Genomic DNA, 26,856 nt, shown 5'->3' with positions numbered 1-26,856 from the left:
GCCGTACTCCTTGCCTTGCGGCAACGGGAAAAACGCTCCCTCCGCGGGGGCGGAGACGGCTTCGCCTTTTCTCCCTTCACGACCGCGCGGAAGCTGAGACGAGCGGAGGCAGACCGGCCCTGTACATGAGGAGCGCGCACTCCTCTTCCGCTTCCTTCAGCGTTCTTCCCTCATCCAGCGTGAGAAAGACGCCGTCGCGGTAGAGAAAGGTTCCGTCCACCATGGTGTGCACCACGTTTTCGTGCGTGGCCTGATAGGCTATGCGCTGCACGATGTCGCGGCCGAAGGAAGGAAGCGAATGGGGCTTGTCCATGTTAAGCACCACGAGGTCGGCCTTTTTGCCCGGTTCCAGGCTGCCGAGATCCTTCTCCCGGCCCATGGCCGCAGCGCCGCCCAGCGTGGCCATTTCCAGCGCCTGCATGGCGGGAAGAGCCTTCGGATCATGGGTAAGCGCCTTCTGAAGGATCGAGGCCCGGCGCAGTTCCTCCAGTCCGTCCATATGATTGTGCGCGCCGTCGAGCCCTATGCCCACGCTCACACCGAGAGCGGCAAGCTCCGCCACGGGCGCGATGCCGGAGGCAAGCTTGAGGTTGGAGGAGGGGCAGTGGGCCACATGGGTTCCCGTTTCGGCAAGAAGGCGCTTTTCATCGTCATCAAGCCAGATGCAGTGGGCAAGTACCACGTCTTCGCCGGTATAGCCCATGCGGTGCAGGAAAAGCACGTTGCGCTCATGGCACACAGATTCCACCAGCGCAATTTCTCCGAGATTCTCCGAAGCATGGGTATGCAGACGAAGGCCGTTCTGCCGCGCCATGTCCCGTGCGGAGGCAAGAAGGCGCTGTGAACAGGAAGGCACGAAACGCGGAGCCACGGCATAGCGCAGGCGGCCGTTTTCCGCCATGTGCCAGCGGCGTATGAGCCGCTCCGTCTCCTTCAGGCAGGCCCCGGCATCCTCCTTCATCCCTGAAGGCACGCCCTCCCCTTCATCCATCATGCATTTGCCGAAAAGCCCGCGCAGGCCCGTTTCGGCCATGACCTCGAAAATGGCGTCCTGGTGCAGGGTGGTGCCCATGTCGATGAGCGAGGTCGTTCCGCTCCGGATAAGCTCCATGGCGGCAAAGCGTGCAGAGGCGGCGTTGCTCCTTGCCGTATGCGCCGCCTCCAGCGGCCAGGTGCGCTCGCGCAGCCAGTCCATGAGGGCGAGATCGTCGCAAAGGCCACGGAAAAACGCCTGCGTCACATGCATGTGCGCCTGCACAAGGCCCGGAATCACCGCCATGCCGCCAAGTTCCACAACCTCCACCCCTTCTTCCGGCCGGAAACTTTCCTCATGGGGTGCAACGGATGCGATGCGGTCGTCCTCCACCAGAATATCGGCGCGCAGCACACGGCGTTCCGCATCCATGGTGACGGCAAGACCGTCTCGAAAAAGCGTTCTCATGCGGCCTTATTCCTCCCGGGAGCACGGAACAGGAGCCACAGCCCCGCCGCAAGGAGCGGCAGGCAGAGTATCTGCCCCATGGTCACCCAGCCGCCGAAAAGATAGCCGAGCTGCGCGTCGGGCACGCGGAAGAATTCCACGGTGATGCGGCTTACGGCATAGAGCACGGCGAAAAGCCCCGCCACCGCGCCGTGCGGCCGGGGCTTCGAGGAATAGGCCCACAGAATGATGAAGGTCAGAATGCCTTCAAGACCGGCCTCATACAGCTGGGAAGGATGCCTCGGCAGAGGCCCGGCGCCGGGGAACACCATGCCGAGGGGGCTTTGCGTCACCTTGCCCCACAGCTCGGCGTTGATGAAGTTGCCGATACGCCCGAAAAACAGCCCCGTGGGCACAAGGGGCGCCACGAAATCGAGAATCTCCACCAGATTCTTCCCGTTTCTACGGCCCCACAGCCAGCTTGCCGTAACCACGCCGAGCAGCCCTCCGTGGAAGGACATGCCGCCGTTCCATACGCGCACGATTTCCATGGGGTCCGCCATGTATGCGGAAAAATCGTAGAACACCACATAGCCGAGTCTCGCACCGAGAATGACGCCGAGCATGGCCCAGGTGATGAAGTCGTCCACCTGCGTCGCCGTCCAGGAACTCCAGGAACGTGACGCCCGGAAGCGCCCAAGAAGCCATCCGGCAAGAAAGGCGAAAACATACATGAGCCCGTACCAGTGAAGCTGCAGCGGCCCGAGAGAGAGGGCCACAGGATCTATGGAAGGATATTGCATCGAGTTCTCCTTGTTCCCGCGCTCCTTACCATAAAAGGAAAGGACAGGCCAGAGAGCCCCCTGCCGCATCCGCGCCGCCCGTTCTGCCGAAGTTCCGCAAAAGCCCGTCGCGCCCTGCCCTGCCCGGAAAATACACGGCAGTTCCCGTGTTCCCACGGAAAGAAAACACGTTCCGACAGGGAATGAAAATCATGTTCCGCCGCCCGGGCACAAACAAAAAACGCTTTACGCGGCAGGGCGACTACGCTACTTCCGAAGAAACGATCATTACGGAGCCGCCATGCTCAAAAGCACTCGTCCCTTCCCTCTCGTTGCGGCCGCAGTCTCTCTTGCGGGCCTTCTCTTCTGCCTCTGGGTCTTCTTCACCGGAGGCGAAGCCCTCTGCCTTACCGACGGATGCACGCTCTTTCAGGATTTCCGGCTGGCAGGCATATCCCTCTGGCAGGCAGGGGCCTTTCTTTTTGCGGTTCTGCTCATCCTTTCCCTGCTGCGCCGTACAAGGGAGGCCTTTCTCTGCGCCTCTCTGGCCCTTGCCGTCGATACCGTTCTGCTCTGCGTCATGATCTTCACCGCGCCGTGCGTGAACTGCCTCATCGTCGGTTCCGCCATCGCCCTTTCCTTCCTTGCTTTCCGAAACGAGGCTCTGCCCCCCAAAAGAGAACGCTCTGCGCTGATCGCCGCCTGGCTTATTCTGCTCATCGTGAACGCGGGCGGCGTCCTGCGCGACCTCGCCGGGCCCTGGTCACCCATGCCTGCACGGGAGGACACTTCCGTTCATATCTACTTCTCCCCGAGCTGCAGCGCATGCCGTACGCTCCTTTCCCAGGCGGAAGAAATGAAGGATACGGCCTGGTATCCCGTACCCGAAGATACGCGCGACATCTGGGTCATTTCCGCCATGCAGGAACAGCTGGAAAAAGGCCTGCCCCTCATGAAGGCCGTGGAAGAAGCGCAGAAGGCCGTACCCGCAGAGCCTGCCTTCGAAGAGGACAAGTCCCTCCGCTTCGGCCTGCTCCGGCCGGACATGCTGCTTCTGCAGCTGCGGCTGTGGCGCAACCACGCCCATGTGCTCGGCGCGGGAAGCAACCGCCTGCCCTTTCTGGAATTTCAGGGTCTGCCCTCCTTCCTGACAGAACCCCGCGCTTCCTCAAGCAGCCCCGCCGCTCCGGAGCCTGAACGCTCCTCCCCCGCTTTTCTTCCTGAAATCGGCGTGGCCGGATTCTGCGACGGCACGGCCGATTCCCCCTGCGAAAACGACGCATCCGAAGGTTCTCCGGGCGGCCTCATCGACACAAGCGGCATGCTGCCCTGACCTTCACAATCTTCCAAATTTTTTCAATCATGCGACATAGCAGGAGAAAACGCGGCAATCGGCAATAATGCCGACTTGTCTACGCGCAAAAGTTAAGCTAACCTCGGCCAAATTATCGGCCATCTTTGGGCCGGTCCTTTTCACCATTACTCACGCAAGGCATACATGGACATCACAGAACTGTGCAGCAGCCGGAGAGATGTGCTGGTAGACCGCTGGGTAAACCGGTTCTTTGCCAGCTATCCTCTCGACAGCAAGGGTTTCATGCGAACCAGCCGCGACCGCTTCGCCAACCCCGTGGGGGAAACGACGCGCATCGCTGCGGGCGTGCTTTTCGACGCCGTCATCGGCATGGACGCCGACCCTGAAACCGTGAAGGGAGCCCTTCACGATCTTATCTGGATACGCGCCGTGCAGGACATGCCCCCATCCAAAGCCGTGGGGACGCTGTACCTGCTCAAAGAACTGCTGCGCGCCGAAGTGCTGCCCGAATGCCTGAAGACGGAACATGCCGACGCCGGGGCACTCACGGAGTACCTCGCCATGGAGTCCAGAATAGACACCCTGGGGCTCATGGCGCTCGACATGTATTCGGATGCGCGGGAGCGCGTGTTCAGGATCAGAGTGGAGGAAGTAAAGCGAAGCCAGTCGCAGGTGATACGGCTGGCCAAGCTTCGGAGGGAGCAGGCGGAACCTGCTTCTGAAACTGAAAATCGAGGGGTAGAGGAATGACCATCGCATTTGCGGCAACTCTGCTTATCCTGTTCATAGGATGGGCGGGGTCAGCACTTGGCCTGCAGTATCTGCTCGGCGTGATCTTACCGCTGACAGCGGGTGCTGTGTTCATCATCGGCTTCATCTGGAAAATCATCCGCTGGGCCAAATCGCCTGTCCCGTTCGCCATTCCCACGGTGGCGGGCCAGCAGCGCTCCCTGGACTGGATCAAGCCCAACCGCCTGGAGTGCCCCTGGACCACGCCCGCCGTCGTCGGCCGCATGATCCTTGAGGTGTTCGCCTTCCGGTCCCTGTTCCGCAACACGAGAGCGGAACGCACCACCATCGACGGCGCGCCTCGCGTCACCTATTTTTCCAACAAGTGGCTGTGGGTGTTCGCCCTGCTGTTCCATTACAGCATGCTGGTGATCATCATCCGCCACGCCCGCTTCTTCCTTGATCCGGTGCCGGTGTGCATCGCCGTCATCGAATTCGTGGACGGCGTGTTCCAGGTGGGCGCTCCCCGCTTCTACCTGACCGACGCCTTCATTCTCGCCGGCCTCGCCTTCCTGCTGCTGCGCCGCGTGTGCACGGAGAAGCTCCGCTACATCTCCCTGCCCGCCGACTACTTCGCGCTGTTTCTGCTCATCGCCATCGCCGGTTCCGGCATCTGCATGCGCTACATCTCCAAGGTGGACATCAACCAGGCCAAGGAAGTGATCATGGGCCTCGCCACGCTGCAGCCCGTCGATCCCTCCGGTCTCGGTTCCATCTTCTTCATCCATGTCACGCTGGTGAGCGCGCTTCTCATCTACTTCCCCTTCTCCAAGCTGATGCACATGGGCGGCGTCTTCATGAGCCCCACCCGCAACATGAAGTGCAACACCCGCGAAGAACGGCATGTGAACCCCTGGAATCCGCCCAAGCATTACCACACTTACGAAGAATATGAAGATGATTTCCGTGAAGCCATGGTTGAGGCCGGCATCCCTGTAGAAAAGCAGCCTGAACCCAAGACGGAAGCCTAAGGAGTTACTGGTCATGGCAAAAATGCCCACACCCGAAGAATTGCTGGCGGCAACGCCTGCTTCCTTCCCCAAAGAGGGATGGATGGACACCAAGCCGGATTTCCATCCCGGCAGCTTCTGCTATCCCGCCAAGACGGAAATACTGAAGGGGCTCGGCTTCGAGAACGCCCATGACTGGGCTCCCGACAGCGAAGACTGGGAACTGCCCGAGAACTGGGAGGAAATCCTCCACAATTCCCTGCAGGACGCCCTGAACAAGCACCGTTCCCTCAAGGTGTTCATGGACTGCTGCGTGCGCTGCGGCGCCTGCGCGGACAAGTGCCACTTCTTCATCGGCACCAACGATCCCAAGAACATGCCCGTGCTGCGCGCCGAACTTCTGCGTTCCGTGTACCGCAAGGACTTCACCACCGCCGGCCGTCTGCTCGGCAAATACGCCGGTGCGCGCAAGCTCGACAAGGACGTCATCAAGGAGTGGTTCATCTACTTCTACCAGTGCACGGAATGCCGCCGATGCTCCCTGTTCTGCCCCTACGGCATCGACACTGCGGAAATCACGGTCATCGTGCGCCAGATGCTGCTCGACCTCGGTCTCGGCATCCACTGGATCATGAACTCGGTCAACGACTGCAACCGTACCGGCAACCACCTCGGCGTCCAGCCCCATTCCATGCGTGAAATCGTGGAATTCCTCTGCGACGACATCGAGACCATCACCGGCATCCGCGTCGATCCGCCGTGGAACGAAAAGGGTCATGAAGTCATCTTCATCACTCCTTCCGGCGACTATTTCGCCGATCCGGGCATCTACACCTTCATGGGCTACCTCATGCTGTTCCATGAAATCGGCCTGGACTACACCCTGTCCACCTACGCTTCCGAAGGCGGCAACTTCGGTTCCTTCGTGTCCTTCGACGTGGCCAAGCGCCTCAACGCGAAGATGTACGCCGAAGCCGAACGCCTGGGCAGCAAGTGGATTCTCGGCGGCGAATGCGGCCACATGTGGCGCGTGGTGAACCAGTACATGGCCACCTACAACGGCCCCACTCCGCCCAAGATGGAAACGCCCGTTTCCCCCATCACCGGCACGGTGTTCAAGAATGCCGCCGCCACCAAGATGGTGCACATCGCCGAATTCACGGCCGACCTCATCAAGCACAACAAGCTCAACCTGCGCCCCGAGCGCAACAACCACATCATCACCACCTGGCACGACTCCTGCAACCCTGCCCGCGCCATGGGTCTTCTGGAAGAACCCCGCTACATTCTCCGGCATGTCTGCAACAACTTCGTGGAAATGCCCGAGCACACCATCCGCGAGGAAACCTTCTGCTGCGGTTCCGGTTCCGGCCTGAACGCCGAGGAAATCATGGATCAGCGCCTGCGCGGCGGCTTCCCCCGCGCCAACGCCCTGCGCTATGTGCACGACACCAAGGGCGTGAACTGGATGGGCTGCGTGTGCGCCCTCGACCGCGCCGCCCTGCCTCCGCTCGTCGATTACTGGGTTCCCGGCGTCACGGTCAGCGGCCTGCATGAACTCGTGGCCAACGCTCTGGTGATGAAGGGCGAAATTCCCCGCACCATGGATCTGCGTCAGGAAGATCTGCCCTTCCCCGATGAAGATCCCGCCGCCTCGGAGGAAGCATAAATGTATAACGCAAAATTCGTCATCCCCGGCATCATTGTCTTTGCCGGGCTGTTCACCGCGCCCTTCTGGATCAATATGCTTTCTTCCAGCCATGAAGAGGTCAAAGTGGTGCTCCCCACGGAACCCGTCACCTTCTTCGGCGAAGAGCGCACCGAGTGCATCGAGCCCAGGGAATGGATGGCCGCCAACCACATGGAACTTCTCATTGAATGGCGCGATCAGGCCCTGCGTGAAGGAAAGCGCATCTACGTCGCTTCCGACGGCAAGAAATGGGAAACCAGTCTGCAGAACACCTGCATGGCCTGCCACAGCAACAAGGCCGACTTCTGCGACAAGTGCCACAACGCCAACAGCGTGAACCCGTACTGCTGGGACTGCCACGTCATCCCCCAGGGGAACAATCATGAATTCGAGTAGACGTTATTTTCTCAAGGTCGCAGGCCTGTCCACCTTCGCCCTGGCCGCAGGAGCGGCCCGCGCGGAAGCGGCCGAGGCCTCCTATGAAGCCTATCCCGAAGGCCTGAAGGCCCATCGCTGGGCCATGGTCATCGATACCCGCCGCATCCAGACGCCCGAAGACATGCGCCCCATCGTGGAAGCCTGCCACAAGGTGCACAACGTGCCCGACATCCCCGCTCCCCGCGAAATCAAGTGGCTCTGGGACGACACGTTCGAACACGCCTTCGCCAACGACCCCGACCCGATGCTTCCTGAAAACATCGAAAACCGCCGCTTCTTCCTGCTGTGCAACCACTGCACCAATCCTTCCTGCGTGCGCGTCTGCCCCGCCGGCGCCACCTACAAGACGGAAGGCGGCCTGGTCGCCATCGACTATCACCGCTGCGTGGGCTGCCGTTTCTGCATGGCCGCCTGCCCCTACGGCTCCAGAAGCTTCAACTTCCAGGATCCGCGCCCCTTCATCAAGGACCTGAACCCCGCCTACCCCACCCGTATGCGCGGCGTGGTGGAAAAGTGCACCTTCTGTGCCGAACGCCTGGAAAAGGGCCTCATGCCCGCCTGCGTGGAGGCCTCCAACGGGGCCATCATGTTCGGCGATCTCAACGACCCGAACTCCATCGTCCGCCGTGTCCTTTCCAAGAACTTCAGCATTCGCCGCAGGCCCGAACTGGGCACCGATCCCGGCGTCTACTACATCATCTAGGAGGGAACCATGGTTGAAAAAGTTCTCAAGGGTTCTCCCAAGTACTACATCTGGCTGCTCTTTCTGCTGGCCATCATAGGCTATGCCTTCATCGTCTATGTGTTCCAGCTCATCTACGGTCTCCAGATGACCGGTCTTACCCGCAACACGTCCTGGGGCTTCTACATCGCCCAGTTCACCTATCTGGTGGGCGTTGCCGCCGCGGCCGTGATGCTGGTGCTGCCCGCCACCTTCCACCACTATCATCCGTATCACCGCGTCATCGTCTTTGCGGAATTTCTCGCCATCGGCGCGGTCATCATGTGCATGCTCTTCATCGTGGTGGATATGGGCCAGCCTCAGCGCGTGCTGAACATCATCCTGCACCCCACGCCGAACTCCGTCATGTTCTGGGACGCCACCGTGCTCTGCGGCTACCTCCTGCTGAACGCGGTCATCGGCTGGACGTCGCTGGAACATGAAAGCCGCCATGTGCCCGTACCCCGCTGGGTGAAGGTGCTCGTGGTCGTGTCCATCTTCTGGGCCTTCTCCATCCACACCGTCACGGCCTTCCTGTACGCCGGTCTGCCCGGCCGCCATTACTGGCTCTCCGCCATCATGGCCGCCCGCTTCCTGGCTTCCGCCTTCTGTGCCGGTCCTTCCATCCTGCTGCTGGCCCTGCTTCTGCTGAAGCGCCTCAGCGGTTTCGATCCCGGCAAGTCCGTGGTGAAGTCCCTCTCCATCACCATCGCCTACGCCATGGGCCTGAACATGTTCTTCTACGTGCTGGAACTGTTCACCGCCTTCTACAGCGGCGTTCCCGGCCATGCCCACCCCATCGTGTTCATCTTCAACGGACATGAAGGCCTCAATGTGTGGCTGAACGGCTGGATGTGGTTCGCCGTGGTGCTGGCCTTCGCCAGCATCTTCCTCCTGGCCATTCCCAAGTTCCGCAACAACATGAAGATCCTGCCCTGGGCGCTGGTCATGCTCATCATCGCCTCCTGGATCGACAAGGGCCTCGGCCTTCTCATCGGCGGTTTCTCTCCCACTCCCTACGAAACCTATGAAGTCTATACTCCCACCTTCTGGGAAATCTCCATCGGTCTCGGCATCTTCGCCGTGGGTGCGCTGGTCGTCACCCTGCTGTGGAAGATCGCGCTTGAAATGAAGCGTGAAGGCGGGGAACCCTTCGAACTCGCCGAATAAGCCTTACGCCGGAATATCCGGCATGAGCTGATCAAAAAGTCCGGGCTGCAAATGCACCCGGACTTTTTCTTTTCCCCCGGCAAAAGCATGGGGTCTTCGCGCGTCGCCCGGCAGACGACGCCGTTCCGCAAGGCGGAACATCTCCCCTCCTCAAGACGGCTTCTTCCGCATCGGCCCGAAACTCCAGCCCCTGCCGTAAAAAAGAGCAGCGCTCCTGCCGGGCAACGCGCCTGTACCGCACGGCAGTACGGACATCAGGTGTTTGATTGGCTGCCTCTTTTTTCCGTGCGCCCGCACCGCACGGAAAAAAGGAAAGAGCGTACCGCGCAAAGCCCCCCTCTTCCGCCGCGGCAACGGAAAAAACGTCCGTCTCCCGCCGGGAAATCCCCTCTCCCTTCTGAAACCATCCGTCAGACACGGCGGATACGCCCCCCGTTTTCTGCCGGGCCATCCCTCCGTCGGAGCTCCCTTCAGGAAGCATGAAAAAACTCACGAAACGGGGTCGCACCCGCCCCCTCTGCTCCTCCCTCCGGTGAAAAATCCCGCTTTTCCGGCATCATGACGGCATACCTGCAGAATTCCGCGCCTTGACGCAACAGGAAGCCACGGATATAACGGCAGCATAGTCTGTGTACTCTGCGCATCCCGCGTTTCTCTCAAACAAGGATTTTCGCCATGGCTCTTCATATCGTCGACCATCCCCTCATCCGGCACAAGCTCGGTCTGCTCCGCAAGGAAAGCACCTCCACCAGCGAATTCCGTATGCTGGCCAAGGAAGTGGCCCGTCTGCTCACCTACGAAGCCACGAAGAATCTTCCTACGGAAAAAAAGGTGGTCAAAGGCTGGGCCGGTCAGGTGGAAGTGGACTATCTCGCCGGAAAAATGATCACCATCGTGCCCATTCTCCGCGCAGGCCTGGGGCTGATGGAAGGCGTGCTCGACATGGTGCCCGGCGCGAAGATCAGCGTGCTCGGCCTGTACCGCAATGAAGAAACGCTGGAACCTGTGGAATACTACAAGAAGCTGGCCCGCCGCATCGATCAGCGCGTGGCCTTCATTCTTGACCCCATGCTCGCCACGGGCGGTTCCCTCATCGCCGCCATCGACGTGCTCAAGGCCAGCGGCTGCACGCAGATAAGCTCCCTGAACCTCGTGGCCGCCCCCGAAGGGGTGAAGGCCGTGCTCGACAAACACCCCGATGTGGAAATCTACGCCGCAGCCCTCGACACCTGTCTCAATGAAAAGGGCTATATTCTCCCCGGTCTCGGCGATGCCGGCGACCGCATCTTCGGCACGAAGTAGGCCCTCCCTCCGGCAGAACTTTTCCGAACAGGCCCGGACGCCGATGCGCCCGGGCCTGCCTTTTCTTCACATCCGAACCGGAACCGGCAAAAAACGTTCCCCGCTCCCCGGCAACCTGTCCCGGAAGGGATGCTCCGTCCAGAGCGCATCCCCGCGTCGCTCCTCAAGAAAAGACTGGAGTCCCTTCCCTCGGGCATGGAGGAAAGGGATGCCCCTCCGGCGACAAAAACCATGCTCTCCGGCACAGAAAAATGCCTCGGGCGGTGCAGCACCACGGAAAAAGGCTCCAGCTTTCTGCACCGGTTCTCCTCATGACGACACCGGGCCTGCTTTATTCCCGTGAACCGGGCCGCCGAGCATGACCCTGAGAAGTCCCGGAGAAAAAACGGTCTGCGAGAAGGAAAACACAGACTCGTGCCTTCTCTGACGGGTCCCGAAAAAGACGGGAGCCTCGGCCGAAATCCGGCAACCGATGCCGCGCAGCCGCCCCGCGCCGGCAGCCTTTCCCCTTTCCGACAGGCACGGCCATGCCGCAGAGGCTGCGCAGCCCCCCGGCACGTCGACAGGCCCGCAAGAAGCGGTTGACGCGCCCTTGCGGGGAACATACAAAAAAACATGCCCGGTCCTCTCCGAATCCCTGCAACAATACGGCAGGCCCGGACATTCCCGCGATACGCAAGGCACTTTTTCCACAGGCAGGTATCATGGCACGCTACTCTTCCCGGATCAGCAACAGGCACATGGTGGCGGTACGGTTCAGCTCCATGGGCGACGTGGTGCTCACCACGGGTGTTCTTCTCGACTGGTACAAAAAGCACGGCACGAAGTTCACGGTCATTACCAAAGAAGCGTTCGAGCCCCTTTTCGACCATCACCCGGCGGTGCACAACGTCATCGGCTTCGATGAAGACGATCTGCACGGTCAGGCGCAGGCCATGACCTTCCGGGGCATCATGGAAAAATACCGCGACAGCCCCCTGCTCGATCTGCACCGCAATCTTCGTTCCGCCATGCTGGCGCGCATCTGGCGCGACGCCATCATCTGCTACAACAAGATGTCGCTGGCAAGGCGCATCTTCTTATGGAGCAAGGGAAAATTTTTCGGAGAAGAGCTGCGCCGCTACAATGTTCCCCAGCGTTACGCCATCGGCCTGTACGACAAGAAGGACGTTCCCCCGGCCGAAGAGCTGAGGCCGTGCATCTTTCTCTCGGAAGAGGAACAGGCCCGGGCCGAAGATCGGCTTGCGCCTCTTCGGCGGGACGGCGCTCCGCTGGTGGCGCTGCACCCCTTTGCCACCCATGCCGCCAAAAGCTGGCCCATGGGGACATGGCTGGCGTTCGCCCGACTGCTGGAGGAAGCGAATATCGCCTTTTTCTGGGTGGGCATCGGCGACGGACTGCCCGAGGAGGAGCAAAAGCGCAGCTTCATCGGAAAGACGAACCTGCGGGAACTGTGCGCGCTTACGGGAGCCGCCGACGCCCTCGTCACCGGTGATTCCGGTCCCATGCACATCGCCACGGCCGTGGGAACGCCCGTACTTGCCATGTTCGGCCCCACCTGCCGGGAATGGGGCTTCTTCCCCTCGGGAGAAAAGGATCGCGTGGTGCAGCTCGACATGCCCTGCCGCCCCTGTTCCCTACACGGCGCAGGATCCTGCCCGAAGGCGAACGCCTGCATCACGGGCATTGCGCCGCAGCGTATGCTGGATGAGCTGAAAAACATGCTCGCAGGCAAGGCCGCCGCGCAAGACTGACCTCTTCCGAAGAGCACCTCCGGTTCTCTTCGGAAAAAAGCACGGCGCCCCGGGAGGCGCTGCCCCGGAGACGCTCCGCCTCTCGCCGTGCGCTGCGCTTTTTCGCAGGCGCCTTCCGGCAGAGGGAGGGCATCCGCGTACTTTTGTTCCCGCCCAAGAGAATCCGTGCAAAAAAATCTTCGCCGCAAAGAAGTTCTTCCCTTCCCCCCTGCTTCGGAGAGAAGGAAAAAGGCTGTCATCTCCCACACTTGCACGCACCTTGCATGATGTATGGAACCATGTGATTTTTCTATCATTTCTTGAGAAAAAAAGTTCTCTTCGGTTGACCTGCCCCAACTGTGATGGTAGACTTTCATAAACTGATACCAGAAGAAGCTCATGCGCCCGCGCATGACTTTCTGTGTTATGATGTCGGCAAAAGCCGCGACCTTCCCGCCGCCATGGAAGCTTTCGCGGACAAATCCTGTATGTCAGCGCCAGGAGGGCCTTATGCAAATCTCCATCGGTCTGGGGAAAGAAGGCGCGGAAGAACGCCTTGAAAAACGGGGCGTATCGCGCCGCGACTTTCTGAAATTCTGTTCCACTGTGGCTGTCGCCATGGGCATGGGGCCCGCGTTTGCGCCCCGCCTGGCCAAGGCTCTCACGTCCGCCGCACGCCCCGCCGTCATCTACCTGCACGACGCGGAATGCACGGGCTGCACGGAAGCGCTCCTGCGCTCCAGCAAGCCCTATATCGACGAGCTCATTCTCGACACCATTTCCCTCGACTACCAGGAAACCATCATGGCCGCCGCCGGTGAAGCTGCGGAAGATGCCCTGCATCAGGCCATGAAGAATCCCAACGGTTATGTCTGCATCGTGGAAGGCGCCATCCCCACCGCCATGGACGGGCTCTACGGCACCATCGGCGGCAAGACCATGTACGCCATCAACAAGGAAGTGCTGCCCGGGGCCAAGGCCGTCATCTCCTACGGCACCTGCGCCTGCTTCGGCGGCATTCCCTCGGCCGCGCCCAACCCTTCCGGCTGCAAGGGCGTGAACGACTGCTTCGCCGATCTCGGCATCAAGGCCATCAATGTTCCCGGCTGCCCGCCCAACCCCCTCAACCTCGTGGGTACCATTGCCGCCGTGCTTGCCGGCATGAAGCTGGAACTTGACGCTCTGAACCGCCCGAAGATCTTCTTCGGCCACACCGTGCACGAACTGTGCGAACGCCTGCCTCACTTCGAAGCCGGGGAATTCGCCCCCTCCTTCGATTCCGAGGAAGCCAGCAAGGGCTGGTGCCTCTACAAGCTCGGCTGCAAGGGCCCGGTGACGTACAACAACTGCCCCAAGGCCCTGTTCAACGACGTGAACTGGCCCGTGGCCGCCGGACACCCCTGCATCGGCTGTTCCGAACCGAACTTCTGGGACAAGATGACCCCCTTCTTTGAAAACTAGCGAGTAATGCCACCATGAGCGAAGCAAAAACCACTCCTCAGAGTTCCTATACCGGTCCCATCGTGGTGGACCCGCTGACCCGTATCGAGGGCCATCTCCGCATTGAAGTGGAAGTGGAAAACGGACGCGTCAAAGACGCGAGAAGCTGCTCCACCCTGTTCCGCGGGCTGGAAACCATCCTCAAGGGCCGCGATCCGCGCGACGCCCAGTTCTTCACCGCCCGTACCTGCGGCGTATGCACCTACACCCACGCCCTGGCGTCCACCCGCGCGCTGGAAGACGCCATGCAGATCGAAATTCCCCGCAACGCCTCGCTGATCCGCAACCTGGTGCTGGGCATGCAGAATCTGCACGACCATGTGGTGCACTTCTATCACCTGCACGCGCTGGACTTCGTGGACGTGGCTTCCGCCCTTCAGGCCGATCCGGCCAAGGCCGCCAAGCTGAACGCCTCCATTTCCCCGCGTCCCACCAGTGAGGAAGAACTGCGCGCCGTGCAGGCCAAGGTGAAGGCTCTGGTGGAAAGCGGCCAGCTCGGCCCCTTCACCAACGCCTACTTCCTGGGCGGACACCCCTCCTACTATCTGGAACCCGAAGCCAACCTCGTGGCCACGGCCCATTACCTGGAAGCGCTGCGCGTTCAGGTGGAAATCGCCCGTGCCACGGCCGTATTCGGAGCGAAAAACCCGCATCCGCAGTTCCTCATCGCCGGCGGCGTCACCTGCTACAATGCCCTGAGGCCCGACACCATCGCGCTGTTCAAGAGCCTGTACCAGAAGGCCCGCACCTTTGTGGAACAGGTCTACATTCCCGATCTTCTGCTGGTGGCCGGAGCCTACAAGGACTGGGCTTCCATCGGCGGAGGCGTTTCCGACTACATGGACTTCGGCGAATTCCCGGGCAAGGAACGCGACCTCACCACGCGCATGCTCAAGCCCGGTGTCATCTACAACCGCGATCTCTCCAACGTGCTGCCCCTCGATCCCTCGAAGATTTCCGAGCACGTCCGCCACAGCTGGTATGAAGGCGAAGAGGCCCGCACCCCCTACAAGGGCGTGACCGACCCCAAGTTCACCAAGCTCGGCGATACGGACCGCTATTCCTGGATGAAGGCTCCGCGCTACGACGGCCATGCCGTGGAAACCGGCCCTCTGGCCCAGATGCTCATTTCCTACGCCCAGGGCGACAAGCTCGTCACCTCCACCGTGGATACCGTGCTCAAGGCCCTGAACGTCGGCCCTGAAGCGCTCTTCTCCACCCTGGGCCGCACCGCCGCACGCGGTGTGGAAGCCGTGGTGGTGGCCAACGGCATCGGCAACTGGCTCCAAGAACTCGAAGACAACATCGCCAAGGGCGACGAAAAGATCTGCATCAACACGCAGATTCCTCAGAATGCCGAAGGCGTGGGCTTCGTCCATGCGCCGCGCGGCGGTCTGTCGCACTGGCTGGTCATCGAAAAGGGCAAGATCGCCAACTTCCAGCTTGTGGTGCCCTCTACCTGGAACCTCGGCCCACGCTGCGCCGAAGGCAAGCTCTCCGCCGTGGAAGCCGCTCTCGTGGGCACTCCTGTGGCCGATCCCAAGCGCCCGGTGGAAATCCTGCGTACCGTGCACTCCTTCGACCCGTGCATCGCCTGCGGCGTGCACGTCATCGACGGCCGCACCAATCAGGGCTACGACTTCAGGGTTCTGTAACCATGTTCCGGGGAGCTGCGGCTCCCCGGCTTCCCCTTTATGCGACCGAAGAAACGGCTCTTCCGCTTCTTCGGTCTTTTTTTGAAAGGCGGCCCCTTACGAACTACCGGCCTCCTCCCAAGGAAGAAGACGAAAGGCTGTCCCGGCGCTTCCCGGAAGTTTTTCTCTCCGGCATGAAAAAGCCGCGATGCCCTCTCGCTCATAAAGCGCGACATTCCGCCCCGTGCGGCCTTCTTCCGCCCTTTCCACACCCGATACCGTCCTTCTCAGGAAGCGCTATGGAACGCATTCTCATTCTCGGCGTAGGCAATATTTTATTCACCGATGAAGGCATTGGCGTGCGTGCTCTGGAATGGCTGCGCGAGCGCTTCGACTTTCCCGGGCATGTCACGCTTCTCGACGGCGGCACGCTGGGCATAGGACTCATGGATGCGCTTCTGCAGTGCGACCGCGTCTATGTGCTCGACGCTGTGCTCGGAGGCGACAGGCCCGGCACCGTGTACCGCCTCACGGACAACGACCTGCGCAAAAGCATGAGCTTCCGCGATTCCCTGCATCAGACCGACCTCGTGGATACGCTCATTTACTGCGACATGCTGGGCCACAGACCGGAAGGCGTCGTCTACGGCATGGAACCTTATGACTACCATGCCATGGCCGTGGGGCTTTCCCCCGTATGCGAGCAGGCAGTCTCCACGCTGGCGGAACGCCTGCTGGAAGAGCTGCGCGGTCTCGGTGTGGAGATCCGTAAAAAGCAGTAACGCCGTTTTCCCAAAAAGGCGGAAAAGTCTTTTTCCGTGCGGAGTGCATCGGGTATCCGCACGGAAAACCTGCCCGGGCCCGCAGCTTCCAAGCACCGCCTTACCTTCTGTAAAAGCCGTACAGCCCCGTTTTTCACGACGGCAAGCCCCGGAGGGCGACTGTATCCGCAACATGCCCGAAATCGCCTTCCTGCGGTTCCGTATCGCCAGCTTTTCCGAGGGCGTATCCTCCCCCCCCCGCTTCATCCCTGCTTCTGCCCTGCCCCAGAACTTCCGGCACAAAAGCAGCGCCTAAAACAGTTTTCTCTCACGCCACGTCAGGCTGAATGCGCCGAGTTCCGACGTACTGTACAGGGGGATATTCCGCAGCGCCATCTCTTCCCGTACCTTGCATCCGGGAAAGGCGAAACGGTGAAAGGCCGCTGCCGAAGCCAGCGCCATATCCGGACTTACGGCATCGTAAAAATCCGTCTGCAGGCTGGAAGCCGCGCCGTGATGGGGAAGCACCAGCACCTGAGCCTGAAGATTCTGCCCCGTTTCCACCAGGCGGCTCAGGGCGTCGGAGGGCATGTCGCCGCAAAGCATGGCCAGCCCCTCCCCGCCTCTTGCAAGGCGCAGCGCAAGAGATGCCTCGTTGTTGTCCGGATCCTTCGTCCGGTGCAGCGTATACAGGGCCTCCTCATCCGGCCAGACCACTTCAAGGCGGACATCGCCGTAAAGCGTCAGCGCATCTCCCCGGAAAAGCACCCGTTCGGGAATACCTCTTCTGCGTATGATTTCCCGCAGCGCCGCCCCTTCCTCATCGTCGGCTGCGGCGGAAAAAAACGACCAGTAAAGGCAGCCCACCTGAAAATGCTCCAGTATCCAGCGCAGCCCCCGGGCATGATCCGCGTCCGTATGGCTGACGAACACGGCATCGAGTCTCGGCATTCTTCCTGCCGTAAGCACGGGAGCAACAATGCTGCGCCCCACATCGAAAAACGGAGAGCCGCCCCCACCTCCATCCACCAGCACCCGGCCGCCCGGATAAGACAGCAGCACGGCCTGCCCCTGCCCCACATCAAGAACCGTAAGGGTGACCCGCTCTTCATACCGGGCGAGCATATCATCCGCCCATACGGGAATCTGCCCGGCGGGCAGAAGCAGAAGTCCTGCTGCGAGGAGCTTCTTTCCCACGCTTTCCACTTTCCTGCCGCAAAGCGCGGCCTGCGCCGCCAGGGCCAGCCCCACCAGCACGGCTCCATAACCGAGCCCGCTTACAGATGACGGCCTCAGGCACTGGATAAAGGAAAGCTGCCCGGCATGTTCCAGAAATGCCAGAAGATGGAGCATCGCATCCGCCGGAAGGGCTGCTGCGGAGAAAAGCAGAGAGGAAACGGGCTGCGGGCCGAAAACGACAAGCAGCGTCAATCCCAGCGCCGCACACGGCAACGTGATGAAGGTCAGCAGCGGCAGCCAGAGAAGATTCGCCCAAAGGTTGAGGCTGATCACCCCGAAAACGGAAACGACGACGGGCAATACGGCAAGCTGCGCCGCAACGGAAACCAGCAGCATGCTCCCCGACCAGCGGATGGAAGCGTGCACCGCACGGCGCATCAGAGAAAAAGGAGCTTTTCCTCTGCCCCGAGGCTTTGCAGGAAAGCGCCTGAGCAGGGCGGAAACAAGCGGCATGACAAGCAGTATGCCCGCCACGGCCAGTACGGAAAGCTGTGCGGAGAGATCAAACGCCACCAGCGGATGGCAGAGAAAAAGCAGAAACGCGGCGGCGAAAAGCACATCCATGGGAGCGACGGAGCGTCGCAGACATAAAAAGAAGGCGGCAGCCAGCATCATGAACGCGGCACGGATGAGAGAAAACGGCGCTCCGCCGAGAAAAAGATACGCCAGGGCAAAGGGAATCCCGGCAGAAACCACCAGAATACGCCTCGGCCTGACCAGAAAAAGCTCCGGCCACGCCCGGGAAAGCAGAAACATGAAGGCCGCGCCCGCCATGGCCGCCAGAGCAAGATGCTGACCGGACAGCGCCAGGGAATGTACCAGTCCGGCACGGGTGAACAAATCCACGGTTTCCGGGTCAAGATAAGAACGATCCCCGAAAAGCAGCGCCGTCAGCATGGCCTGCCCCTGCGTCATTTCCGGTATCCGCTCTTCCGCAGGAGCGTCCTGATGTAAAGCCCCCTCCTGCGTACCGGCAAGCGCGCGTATCATCATCGTCCGCCAGCGTTCCCGCAAAAGGACGGCCCGGTATGCCCATCCCTCTCCTTCCACAAATTCCAGAAAAACAGGAAAATCCCCGCTCCTGTTCAGGCGGGCTCCGTGCCATATTCCCCTGTCCGCCCAGTATGCGGCAATATCGCTTGTGCCGGGATTGATGCTGCCGCTTACAGGGTACAGGCGCATGAGCGCACGCAGCGTCTGGCCCTGAACCGGACGGCCCGCACAGGCAAGCGCGCCCTTGTCCAGCGTCATGCTTACAAGATCACGCAGGGGAGAAGCGGCATCTTCCACCACCGGGCCGGGGTAATTCCTGCGCCCGGCATAAGGCGCATCTTCCCTCTTCGCCAGAGCAATATTCACAGCTTCGGCCGTTTTCTCCGTCATGAAAGGAAAAACATCTAAAGGGCGAAGCCCTTCCAGAAGCACGCGTACTCTTTCTCCGGGAAGTCCCGTGACGGAAACGACACGACCTTCCGCCAGAATGCTTCTCCCGGGAAAGGAAGCCCAGGACGGGCAGGGGGGTGCCGCGGGACCGGCCAGAAAGGTCGTGCCGAGCCCCATAAGAAAAGCCGCCGCGAGCAGCACGAAACGCGACGGCCTTTCTCCTTTCTTCATCACGAAAAGAAGCAGCAGGAAGAACGTGCCGCCCAGGGCCGCATCACGCAGAAAAACCGATCCGGCCAGAACGGCGAGAAGAAGCTTCTGGCGGAAAAGCAGCGGCGGCAGAACTGGCGGTGTTCTCATACGGCGAAGAAGGCCTTTCCGATACGCGGGCGCACCGGAAAGGCCGGATATCAGTCGGGGTCCTTCACTCGGCGGATATGTGCGCCCACGGCGGAAAGCTTTTCCGCGAGATGCTCATAGCCCCTGTCCACATGATAGATACGCTGTACCCGGGTTTCCCCGTCGGCGGCAAGCGCGGCCAGCACAAGAGCGGCCCCGGCTCGAAGATCCGAAGACATCACGGGCGCACCGGTCAGCCTGCGGCCGCCGCGCACCATGGCCGAGGAGCCGCGCACATGAATATCGGCCCCCATGCGTACCAGTTCCTGCACATGCATGAAGCGGTTTTCGAAAATATTTTCCTCCACAAGGCCGGAACCCTGCGCGCAGCACATGAGCACCATGAACTGCGCCTGCATGTCGGTGGGAAAACCGGGGTGAGGCCGCGTGCTGATATCCACGCCGCGCAACCCTTCCGTTCCCACACGGGCCAGAACGCCTTCCGGCGTTTCTTCTATGATCATGCCGGCCTCGCGCAGCTTGTCCACCACGGCATCCATATCCTCAAGCGGGCAGTTCTTCAGCAGAAGCTCCCCGCCCGTGACACCTGCGGCAATGAGGAAGGTTCCGGCTTCGATGCGGTCGGGCATGATGGCATAGGTGCAGCCGTGCAGCTTCTCCACCCCCTGTACACGAATGACGTTGGTACCCTGCCCTTCGATCTGCGCGCCGCAACGGATGAGGAAACGGGCCAGATCCACGATTTCCGGCTCCCTCGCCACGTTCTCCAGCACGGTTTCTCCCCGGGCAAGGCAGGCCGCCATGAGCACGTTTTCCGTGCCGCCCACGGTGGGAAAATCAAAACGAATATGCGCGCCCTTCAGCCCTTCGGGGCAGCGGCCGTGTATGTAGCCGCCTTCCAGATCGAACACCGCTCCCATCTTCTCCAGCGCGGAAAGGTGCTGATCCACGGGGCGTGCGCCTATGGCGCAACCGCCGGGCAGAGAAACCTTGGCCTCTCCCCTTCGTGCCAGAAGCGGCCCCAGACAAAGCACGGAAGCGCGCATGGTCTTCACAAGCTCATACGGCGCTTCCAGGCCCAGCTCGCCGTTTTTCACCACCACGACGCCGTTTTTCAGTCTGACCCTGCCGTCTTCCAGCGTCGCCACGCCGTTTTCCAGAGCGGCACTGCGCCCCAGCATGTTGAGAAGCTTGATGGTGGTATGAATATCCCGCAGATCGGGCACGTTGGTGTAGGTCACCTCGTCATCCACGGCAATGGAAGCCATGATGATGGGCAATGCGGCGTTTTTCGAGCCGCTGACTTCAATGACGCCTTTGAGCGGCACTCCGCCCTGTATGAGAAAACTGTCCAAATTTCATCCTCCGAAAAGATTGCAAAAAAAACGCTTGACTATTTTCCGGCAATCGAATAATTACTCTTTCTGCACGGCGAATATAGCTCAGTTGGCAGAGCACCTGGTTGTGGCCCAGGGGGTCGCAGGTTCAAACCCTGTTATTCGCCCCATATTTCGCCCCGATTCCATCGGGGCTTTTTTTATACCCTGCGTTCTGCGCTCAGCGTTCATATTCCTTCCTCAACGTCGCCCTTCTCTGAAGGGCGTTTTTCTTACCTGCGGCAACGTACACCGGAGTATTCTTTCCTCTCCGGCGTATCTTTCGGAAAAAGCCGTCCATCAGCGGGAACATTTCCCGCATCCGTACGCAGGCTTTCCGCATGGTCTGCGGAAAACGCGCATCCCCCGCGCCTTCGCGTAAAAAAGGCGGGGGATGCCCGCCGCTCTTTTCCCTGCAGGGCGGCATTGCCGCCCCGGCATCACAGTTCCAGCGCCAGCCCCACGGGGCAGTGATCGGAACCGTACACATCGTTTTCTATCCATGCATCGCGGATATGATTCCGCAATTCGGACGAAACAAAAAAGTAGTCCAGCCGCCACCCTATATTGCGCTCGCGCGCCCGCGTCTTGTACGACCACCAGCTGTAGGCCCCCTCCTCGTCGCCATGCACATGGCGGAAGGTGTCCACATAACCGGCTTCCACAAAACGGTCCATCCAGGCGCGCTCTTCCGGCAGAAAGCCGGTGTTGAACACGTTTTCCTTCGGACGGGCCAGGTCTATTTCCCGGTGGGAGATATTGAAGTCGCCGCATACCACGATGGGCTTGTCCTCACGCAGTTCCTCCGCATAGTCCAGAAAGGCGTTGAAAAAGCCCATCTTGTACGGCACGCGCCTGAACACGCCCTTTTCCAGCTCCTCCCCGCCGTTGGGAAAGTAGATATTGAAAAAGTGCAGTTCGGGAAACTCCAGATGCAGCACTCGCCCTTCCCCGTGATAATCCGGGTCGGGCAGCTCATGTTCCACACGCATGGGCTCCCTGCGGCTGAACACGGCCACGCCGGAATATCCCTTCTTCACCGTGGAGGCCGACCACCACGAGCTCCAGCCCTCCGGCTCGCGCTGAGATGCGGGAATCTGTTCCGGGGAGGCCTTGGTTTCCTGCAGGGAGACCACATCGGCCTTCGTGCGGGAAAACCATTCCCAGTCGGGCTTTTTGCTGACGGCGCGGAACCCGTTGACGTTCCACGACACAAAACGCATGAGTGACATAATTCCTTCCTTTTTTCCGTTCGGCTGAACTTACGCGACAATGCCCGCAAGCTCAAGAAAAAAGCTCCTCTGGCAGAATCCATGAAAAAAAGGCAGGTTGCAAAACCTGCCTTTTTTCGCGCATCACGCGCGGGGAAATATCCCGCCATGCCTCCGCGCAGGCGACAAACGCCCTTCACGCGTTTTTTCCGGCCCTTGAAGCCGCACGCGCCTGCTGCGAAAACGAGCCGCCCAGACTCTCCAAGCGGCCCCGAGGCCGACGAAACGCCTAGTCGTTATTGAGGTATTCCTTGAGTTCCTTACCGGCACGGAAGAAGGGAAGACGCTTGGGGCTCACTTCCACACGGTCGCCCGTACGGGGGTTGCGCCCAGCATAGGAACCGTATTCTTTAACCTTGAAGCTGCCGAAACCGCGGATCTCCACGCGATCGCCGGCCAGGAGAGCCTCCTTCATGCAGTCAACAAAGGTATTGACCACAAGGGTAGCTTCATCCAGCGACACATTGGACTGTTCGGCGAGATTCTTGATCAGTTCGCTTTTATTCATGACATCTCCGTCATACGGTATTAACCTGCCGAGGCGTGCCGGCAGGGAGAAGGATTATGATGCTGGGGATGCCCCCGGTGAACTCCATTATGGCAAGCCAGTTTTCTATAACCCTAAATCCGTTGCCTTGCAAGGAAAAACGCCTATTGACGGCTGTGTTCGTGCTGGTAGAGAAGGTAATCGCGCAGGAATGTATCGATGCGTCCGTTCAGCACGGCATCCACATCGCCGCATTCGCAGCCCGTACGGTGATCCTTCACCAGCCTGTAGGGCTGAAGGGTATAGGTGCGTATCTGGCTGCCGAAGGCTATGGCGTCCTTGCCTGCATAGTCGGCCTGACGCGCGGCGTCGCGCTTGCTCTGTTCATAGGCGTAGAGTCGCGCCTTGAGCACGCGCATGGCGCTTTCGCGGTTGCTCTGCTGGGAACGCTCGTTCTGGCACTGCGCCACGATGCCCGTGGGAATATGCGTGATGCGCACGGCCGATTCCGTTTTGTTCACATGCTGGCCGCCCGCGCCGGAAGCACGGTACACGTCGATGCGCAGATCGCATTCCCTGATTTCGATGTTGGAAATCTCCCCGGCATCGGGAATGAGGTCCACGGAAGCAAAGGACGTATGCCGCCTGCCGGAAGCATCGTAGGGGGAAATGCGGATGAGCCGGTGAATGCCCTTCTCTCCCTTGAGCAGGCCGTAGGCGTTCTCGCCCTGCATCCGTATGGTAACCGCCTTGATGCCCGCTTCTTCCCCGGGCAGAAAATCCACGATTTCGGCCTTGATCTGATGGCTTTCGGCCCAGCGCAGATACATGCGTTCCAGCATTTCCGCCCAGTCCTGAGCCTCGGTACCGCCCGCTCCGGGATGAATATCCAAAAGAGCGTCCATGTGATCGGCCTCGCCGCTGAGCAGCACGGTCATTTCCGTTTCCGTCAGCAGCTTTTCCAGAATGTCGGCCTGTTCGTTCAAGGTTTCCAGGGCTTCTTCCTCGCCCTCGGAAACAAAGCCGAGCCACTCCTCCATTTCCTCATAGCTGGAGCGAAGTTCACGGAAACGGGCGACTTCCGCTTCCACACGGCTCTTTTCCCTGAGTATGGGGGTCATTTTTTCCTGATCGGCCCAGGCATCGGGCCGGGAAATGATCTGTTCTATTTCCTGAAGGCGCGCCTCCCGCGTGGGCAGGTCAAAGACGCCCCCAGAGGGAATTGAACTGTTCGGCAAGGGCATGACAGCGGGAACGCAGTTCGGCCAACTGAAGCATAACGGTATCCTTTTGTATGGTATGTTTTAATCGATGAGCTCTCATCAACGTCCGCGGCTCTTTTTCCCTCTTCCTGCGCAAAGCACGGGCAGAGAAAGGCCGGCAAGAAGCGCGAGAGCAAGAGCGGGCAGCCACGGATGAAGATAAAAATACGGCGTATGTCCCTGCAAGGCAAGCGCCGTGCCCGTAAGGCTCCCGGAAAGAAAAAGCGCGTAGCCGTCCGATGCCGAGCCCATGGCATGCACTCCTCCCAGAGGATCGAGCACGGCCGTGATGCCGCTGTTGGTGGCTCGCAGCACATAACGTCCCTGCTCCACAGCCCTCATGAGGGAAAGCTGGAGGTGCTGCATGGGCGCGGAGGTATAGTCGTACCAGGCGTCGTTGCTGATGTTCAGCAGAAGCTGCGCGCCGCCGGCCACGCGCTTGCGGGAAAGTTCGGGAAAGATCGCCTCATAGCAGATGAGCATCCCCATGTCCACCCTGCCCCGCCCCTTCAGCTCCAGAGGAAAGAGCCTGTCTCCCCCGCCCGCCGTGAAGCCCCCGAGCCCCTGCAGCAGGGACTCGAATATCTTCCAGTCGAGAACGGGAGGCAGATATTCCCCGAAGGGAACAAGATGCTCCTTGTCGTAATGCACGGCATTGCCCTCCGGCGAAAGCATGAACGCACGGTTGAACAGCGCCGTTGCGCCTCCGATGCGCCGTTCCACGCCCGGCGCGCCGAACAAAAGGGGAATGCCGAGCCCGTCGGCAAAGGCGTTCAGTTCCCGGGAAAGAGGAGAGGCGGGATAGGCGAAGGGCATGGCCGTTTCCGGCCAGAGAATGAAATCGGGCAGTGCGGGCGCAAGCGCCGCGTCGGGCCTGCTCCCCAGCGGCTGGCCCAGGGATGAGGCAATCTCCTCCCGGCCCGGGCCTCTGCCCGTTCCGGCAAGTCCGTTCATCGCGGCGCGCACGCCATCCACGCTGAGACGGATGTAATGCTCCAGGGTCTGCCGCTGATATTCGGGCGACCACTTCACATCCTGCCGCACGCTTCCCTGTACCATGGTGCAGGCAACGGGCACGCCTTCCGCGGCCAGCTTCTCCGGCAGAACCTGCATCCGCCACGCTCCGAAAACGGCCACGGCTGCGGCAATGCACGCGCCTGAAGCCAGAAGCCGCACGCCGTCACGCCTGTTTTCCCTGCGGCAAAGCACCCCTTCGCACAAAAGGAATGTCACCGCCGCCAGCAGACCGGAATACCCGTATTCGCCAAGAACGCTCAAAGGCTGCATAAGCACGGGCCAGGCCGCAAGGCCCGAAGAGAGCGTCAGCCAGGAAAATCCGGTGCAGAACCAGCCGCGCGTCCATTCCAGCAGAAACCACAAAAGCCCCAGCGCCAGGCTCCGCTTCCACGCAGGCAGGCCGAGGAGCCTTGACGCACAGAAGCAGAACAGTCCTCCCCACAAGGCCACATACATGCCGAGAAGTATGGAACAGGGGGCAGCCAGAAGCCACGGAAAGCCGCCGTACATATGCGCGGCCACGGCTATCCAGTACAGGGCCCCCGCCGCTCCGGGAATGCCGACGCACCAGCCCAGCCGGAAGGGATGCCGCCCCCGCGAGGCCAGAAGAAGGCACGCAGGGTACACGAGTACGGCGCCGGGCACATGGAAAAAGGGATTGGCCGTGCCCAGAAAAAGCCCGAGAGAACCGCAGACCACCAGGGCTGCGCAGAAAAACCGGGAAAAAATCATATCTGCCCTCTGTCCAGCACCCGGCAGCTGATGGCCTCGGCAAGGTGCGCAAGCGCGATGTCCTTCGCGCCGTCAAGATCGGCGATGGTTCTTGCCACCCGCAGGATACGGGTATAGGCCCGGGCCGAAAGCGCCAGAGTCTCCACGGCCCGGCCGAGAAATTCCTGCTCCGCATTGCCGAGGCGGCAATGCTCCTCAAGCATACCGCCCGACAGATCGGCGTTGGTACGGCAGTTCGTGCCCCTGTAGCGGGCCGTCTGCACCTCTCTTGCGCGTATGACCCGTTCCCGCACTTCTGCCGAGGAAGGCCCGGATCGCTCCGCGCGGATTTCCGCATAGGATACGGCAGGAACCTCCACATGCAGATCAATGCGGTCCAGAAGCGGGCCGGAAAGTTTCGCCCGGTAGCGGGCTATGGCCTGCGCCGTACAGGTACATTCATGGCGCGGATCGGTACTGTAGCCGCAGGGACAGGGATTCATGGCCGCAAGCAGCATGAAGTCGGCGGGATAGGATACGGCGTAGGCGGCACGGGAAATGAATACCGTTCCCTGTTCCAGAGGCTGCCGGAGCACCTCCAGCGCCTGGCGCTGGAATTCGGGCAGTTCGTCCAGAAAAAGCACGCCCCTGTGGGCAAGGCTCACCTCACCGGGATGGGGAGGCATGCCTCCGCCGATGATGGACACGCTGGAATCGCTGTGATGCGGCGTACGGAACGGGCGGGTGGTGACAAGACCGCGCCCCTCCAGCATACGGGCCACGCTGTAGATCTTGGTCACTTCCAGAGCTTCTTCCAGCGAAAGCGGGGGCAATATGCCGCTCATGCGCCGGGCAAGCATGGTCTTCCCGCTGCCCGGAGGCCCGATGAACAGAAGATTGTGCGCGCCGGCGGCGGCCACTTCCATGGCACGCTTGGCCCTTTCCTGCCCCTTCACCTCGGCCAGATCGAAAAATCGTTCCGTTCCCTCCGCCATGGGCGCAGGTTCCACGGGAGAAAGGGAAAGCCTGCCCGTCAGAAAATCGACGGCCTCCCCCAGCGTGCGCGGTGCGAAAACGTCGATCCCCTCGGCTATGGCCGCCTCCGCGCCGTTGTCGGGAGAAACCATGACGCCGCGCGCCTTTTCCTCCCTTGCCCGTATGGCAAGGGGAAGCACCCCGGGAACGGGCTTGAGTCTTCCGTCCAGGGAAAGTTCCGCGGCAAAAAACCAGCCCCGCAGCATCTCGGCCGGGAGTATGCCCGCCGCAGCCAGAAGCCCGAGCGCCAGAGGCAGATCGTAGGCAGACCCTTCCTTTCGCCTGTCCGCCGGGGCGAGATTCACCGTGATGCGGCCGGGAGGCAGGCGGAAGTTGGAATTCTGCAACGCCTTCATCACACGCTCGCGCGATTCCCGCACCGCGCCTTCGGCAAGCCCCACCATCACGAAGGAGGGCATGCCCTGACGGCTGAAGTCCACCTCCAGATCAACGCGGAACGCGTCCACTCCCTGAATCGCGCCGCAGGCGAGCTGTACCACCATGGCGACC

General features: G+C 60.9%; 21 protein-coding genes and 1 tRNA gene. 13 read left to right on the top strand and 9 right to left on the bottom strand.

Features of this window, described 5'->3' with window-relative positions:
- Positions 1 to 76: 76 nt before the first annotated feature.
- Complete coding sequence (locus tag CZ345_RS03090) at positions 77 to 1,441, bottom strand: 5'-deoxyadenosine deaminase (RefSeq protein ID WP_077071733.1); 1,365 nt, start codon at positions 1,439 to 1,441, stop codon at positions 77 to 79.
- The gene (gene lgt / locus CZ345_RS03085; RefSeq protein ID WP_077071732.1) at positions 1,438 to 2,223 is read right to left on the bottom strand and encodes a prolipoprotein diacylglyceryl transferase; all 786 of its coding nucleotides are present in this window, start codon (positions 2,221 to 2,223) and stop codon (positions 1,438 to 1,440) included. The genes CZ345_RS03090 and lgt overlap by 4 nt, the downstream gene beginning before the upstream one ends.
- A 280-nt stretch (positions 2,224 to 2,503) precedes the next feature.
- Here lgt and CZ345_RS03080 point away from each other — a divergent pair, with 280 nt between their 5' ends.
- From CZ345_RS03080 to CZ345_RS03020, 12 genes are all read left to right on the top strand, one after another.
- On the top strand, positions 2,504 to 3,535 hold the full coding sequence (locus CZ345_RS03080) for a hypothetical protein (protein ID WP_077071731.1): 1,032 nt from the start codon (positions 2,504 to 2,506) through the stop codon (positions 3,533 to 3,535).
- A gap of 165 nt (positions 3,536 to 3,700) precedes the next feature.
- Positions 3,701 to 4,267, top strand: coding sequence for an RsbRD N-terminal domain-containing protein (locus CZ345_RS03075; protein WP_077071730.1), 567 nt, complete (start codon positions 3,701 to 3,703; stop codon positions 4,265 to 4,267).
- Positions 4,264 to 5,277, top strand: a complete 1,014-nt coding sequence (dsrM, locus tag CZ345_RS03070; RefSeq protein ID WP_077071729.1) for a sulfate reduction electron transfer complex DsrMKJOP subunit DsrM — start codon at positions 4,264 to 4,266, stop codon at positions 5,275 to 5,277. Before CZ345_RS03075 ends, dsrM begins: the two co-directional genes overlap by 4 nt.
- 13 nt (positions 5,278 to 5,290) lie before the next feature.
- Complete coding sequence (gene dsrK / locus CZ345_RS03065) at positions 5,291 to 6,925, top strand: sulfate reduction electron transfer complex DsrMKJOP subunit DsrK (protein ID WP_077071728.1); 1,635 nt, start codon at positions 5,291 to 5,293, stop codon at positions 6,923 to 6,925.
- Complete coding sequence (gene dsrJ, locus CZ345_RS03060; RefSeq protein WP_077071727.1) at positions 6,926 to 7,342, top strand: sulfate reduction electron transfer complex DsrMKJOP subunit DsrJ; 417 nt, start codon at positions 6,926 to 6,928, stop codon at positions 7,340 to 7,342.
- Complete coding sequence (gene dsrO, locus CZ345_RS03055; RefSeq protein ID WP_077071726.1) at positions 7,329 to 8,087, top strand: sulfate reduction electron transfer complex DsrMKJOP subunit DsrO; 759 nt, start codon at positions 7,329 to 7,331, stop codon at positions 8,085 to 8,087. The genes dsrJ and dsrO overlap by 14 nt, the downstream gene beginning before the upstream one ends.
- Positions 8,088 to 8,096: 9 nt before the next feature.
- On the top strand, positions 8,097 to 9,275 hold the full coding sequence (dsrP, locus tag CZ345_RS03050) for a sulfate reduction electron transfer complex DsrMKJOP subunit DsrP (RefSeq protein ID WP_077071725.1): 1,179 nt from the start codon (positions 8,097 to 8,099) through the stop codon (positions 9,273 to 9,275).
- A gap of 675 nt (positions 9,276 to 9,950) precedes the next feature.
- On the top strand, positions 9,951 to 10,577 hold the full coding sequence (upp, locus tag CZ345_RS03045) for a uracil phosphoribosyltransferase (protein WP_077071724.1): 627 nt from the start codon (positions 9,951 to 9,953) through the stop codon (positions 10,575 to 10,577).
- Positions 10,578 to 11,281: 704 nt separating this feature from the next.
- The gene (locus CZ345_RS03035) at positions 11,282 to 12,331 is read left to right on the top strand and encodes a glycosyltransferase family 9 protein (protein ID WP_162274919.1); all 1,050 of its coding nucleotides are present in this window, start codon (positions 11,282 to 11,284) and stop codon (positions 12,329 to 12,331) included.
- A 489-nt stretch (positions 12,332 to 12,820) separates the two neighbouring features.
- A complete protein-coding gene (locus CZ345_RS03030) occupies positions 12,821 to 13,771 on the top strand; it encodes a hydrogenase small subunit (RefSeq protein ID WP_077071722.1) in 951 nt (316 codons plus the stop codon).
- 14 nt (positions 13,772 to 13,785) lie between these two features.
- Positions 13,786 to 15,465 (top strand): nickel-dependent hydrogenase large subunit, encoded by a 1,680-nt coding sequence (locus CZ345_RS03025; protein ID WP_077071721.1) that lies wholly within the window; start codon positions 13,786 to 13,788, stop codon positions 15,463 to 15,465.
- Positions 15,466 to 15,743: 278 nt separating this feature from the next.
- Positions 15,744 to 16,226 carry a HyaD/HybD family hydrogenase maturation endopeptidase gene (locus CZ345_RS03020; protein ID WP_077071720.1) on the top strand — a complete coding sequence of 161 codons (483 nt, stop codon included), beginning with the start codon at positions 15,744 to 15,746 and terminating at the stop codon, positions 16,224 to 16,226.
- Positions 16,227 to 16,517: 291 nt separating this feature from the next.
- Here CZ345_RS03020 and CZ345_RS03015 read toward each other — a convergent pair whose 3' ends face one another.
- Both CZ345_RS03015 and murA read right to left on the bottom strand, forming a co-directional pair.
- The gene (locus tag CZ345_RS03015) at positions 16,518 to 19,187 is read right to left on the bottom strand and encodes a DNA internalization-related competence protein ComEC/Rec2 (RefSeq protein WP_077071719.1); all 2,670 of its coding nucleotides are present in this window, start codon (positions 19,185 to 19,187) and stop codon (positions 16,518 to 16,520) included.
- Positions 19,188 to 19,237: 50 nt separating this feature from the next.
- Complete coding sequence (murA, locus tag CZ345_RS03010) at positions 19,238 to 20,542, bottom strand: UDP-N-acetylglucosamine 1-carboxyvinyltransferase (RefSeq protein ID WP_077071718.1); 1,305 nt, start codon at positions 20,540 to 20,542, stop codon at positions 19,238 to 19,240.
- 76 nt (positions 20,543 to 20,618) lie between these two features.
- Here murA and CZ345_RS03005 point away from each other — a divergent pair.
- Positions 20,619 to 20,694 (top strand) — tRNA-His (locus CZ345_RS03005).
- A gap of 309 nt (positions 20,695 to 21,003) precedes the next feature.
- On the opposite strand, the gene xth is transcribed toward CZ345_RS03005, so the two are convergent.
- The 5 genes from xth to CZ345_RS02975 all read right to left on the bottom strand — a co-directional run bounded on the left by xth (position 21,004) and on the right by CZ345_RS02975 (position 26,849).
- Positions 21,004 to 21,795 carry an exodeoxyribonuclease III gene (gene xth, locus CZ345_RS02995; protein ID WP_077071716.1) on the bottom strand — a complete coding sequence of 264 codons (792 nt, stop codon included), beginning with the start codon at positions 21,793 to 21,795 and terminating at the stop codon, positions 21,004 to 21,006.
- Positions 21,796 to 22,063: 268 nt separating this feature from the next.
- Positions 22,064 to 22,342: an HU family DNA-binding protein gene (locus CZ345_RS02990; protein WP_077071715.1), complete on the bottom strand. Its 279-nt coding sequence runs from the start codon at positions 22,340 to 22,342 to the stop codon at positions 22,064 to 22,066.
- Positions 22,343 to 22,485: 143 nt separating this feature from the next.
- A protein-coding gene (prfB, locus tag CZ345_RS02985) for a peptide chain release factor 2 (protein WP_204224210.1) occupies positions 22,486 to 23,599 on the bottom strand; the annotation gives its coding sequence in 2 pieces (ribosomal slippage) (positions 22,486 to 23,523 and positions 23,525 to 23,599; 1,113 coding nt in all).
- 44 nt (positions 23,600 to 23,643) lie between these two features.
- Positions 23,644 to 25,332 carry an apolipoprotein N-acyltransferase gene (gene lnt, locus CZ345_RS02980; protein ID WP_077071713.1) on the bottom strand — a complete coding sequence of 563 codons (1,689 nt, stop codon included), beginning with the start codon at positions 25,330 to 25,332 and terminating at the stop codon, positions 23,644 to 23,646.
- Complete coding sequence (locus CZ345_RS02975) at positions 25,329 to 26,849, bottom strand: YifB family Mg chelatase-like AAA ATPase (protein ID WP_077071712.1); 1,521 nt, start codon at positions 26,847 to 26,849, stop codon at positions 25,329 to 25,331. Before CZ345_RS02975 ends, lnt begins: the two co-directional genes overlap by 4 nt.
- Positions 26,850 to 26,856: the final 7 nt, after the last annotated feature.

It is taken from the genome of Mailhella massiliensis, from assembly GCF_900155525.1.
In the GTDB taxonomy this organism is placed as follows: domain Bacteria; phylum Desulfobacterota; class Desulfovibrionia; order Desulfovibrionales; family Desulfovibrionaceae; genus Mailhella; species Mailhella massiliensis.
The sequence above is the reverse complement of the archived record's forward strand: the minus strand, read 5'-3'. Positions and strand labels throughout refer to the sequence as shown.